The sequence below is a fragment of the Vibrio sp. Vb1574 genome (assembly GCF_033338675.1).
This window is the reverse complement of record NZ_JAWOTC010000183.1, coordinates 1-1471: the sequence shown is the minus strand read 5'-3', so window position 1 is coordinate 1471 and position 1471 is coordinate 1. Positions and strand designations below refer to the sequence as shown.

1 protein-coding gene is annotated in these 1471 nt (G+C 42.9%); it reads left to right on the top strand.

Translation table 11 applies throughout. From position 1 onward, the window contains the following. Positions 1–1471 (top strand): Ig-like domain-containing protein (locus R7O12_RS24650; RefSeq protein WP_248394460.1); only part of this gene is annotated, 1471 nt, incomplete at both ends.

Here is a 1471-nt window from a genome sequence, read left to right as displayed (position 1 = left end):
ATGATGATGGTACGGTTCAAATTACTTTTTATGAAGCGATTGATCATGGTGTAGGTCAAGATGAGCTGGTGACTAACTTATTGGTTGAGAGCATTCAAAGTGATGCTGACGGTACACAAGAGACGGTTGTGGCCCCCCTAGAAATCGTCATCAGTGATGCCGACCCAGTGATCGCAAATGAGTCATATAGTGTAACCGAAGGCCAAGTCATTTCTGGCAATGTACTGGAGAATGACATTGATATTGATGGTGACTTGTACATTCGATATGTCAGAGCCGGAGGAGAGATCCAGTCTGTCCCTGATGGTGGCTCAGTAAGTTTTAGTCTAGAGAAGGGTGAATTAACCGTATTTTCAGATGGCTCTTGGCAGTTGAATGCCAGTCGCAACTTAGATCACACGGTTGAGCAAAGTCTCGTTTTTGATTATCTCGCAGCCGATGATTCAAAAGATTACGGTGTAGCAACCGCAACTATCGACATTATAGATGGCCAAGCGGGTTATGTAGGCAGTGCTACTATAAACGCAGCAGAAGTACCTCTGGGAGAGGCATTATTAACCACCGAAGGCAGTGTTAATGTGATTGCTGGCTCTGATAACCCTGATCCGACTAGTTTGTATTTTGGTGGGGCATCCATTACTAAGTTAGAGGCATTAGGGCTTACAAGCTCAGTCTCTGATAATGAGCTTAGCTACACGTTTAGTCCCAGTGGAAAGCAAATCACAGCATTTGCGAATGGTGTCACTGTATTTACGTTAACATTGAGTGGCATTGAGTCGGGTAACGATGTACTAGCTTCAATCTCGCTTACTCTTGCTCATCCTATCGATCAATTCAATAGTAGTGATACGGTCACTTTCCCGCTGACCATTGGAGGGACAGATCTAGACTCCACACCGCTTGTAGAGAATGAAATTGATTTCGTGTTGAAAGATGGTGTTGATCCTACGTTGAGCAACTTGACTGTTGTTGCAATGGAGGAGATTAATCTAGAAAGTGGGGCAATCTTTAAGACTGGGAGCCTTCAACTCGATATCGGGAGTGATTATGTTGACTCTCTTCGATTTAGCGAATTAAACCAGCCCACATTAGTGAGTAGTGAAAGTGAGTTGCTTTACCGTCTGTCTGATGACGGTACGACAATTACTGGCTATATCTTAGAAGGTGGGGTGGAAGTAAATATTTTTCAATCGAAACTATTATCCACATTACCTTTAGAGTCGAGTAGTGAAATAGAGTATTCCTTTGAATTATATCGCTCTTTCGATCTGTCAAAAGATCAAATCCTGGATATACCATTGTTAGTTAATGCAACAGATTCAGACGGTGACACCACCTCCGTAACATTGGATATTACCTTAGAGGCAATTGAAGGTTTGAACGATGATGCCTCTTTAACGGTGGATATTCTTGATGGCGGCGATGGATACGAAAACCAGTTTGAAGTTCCTAGTGTCACGATTCAAGGTGA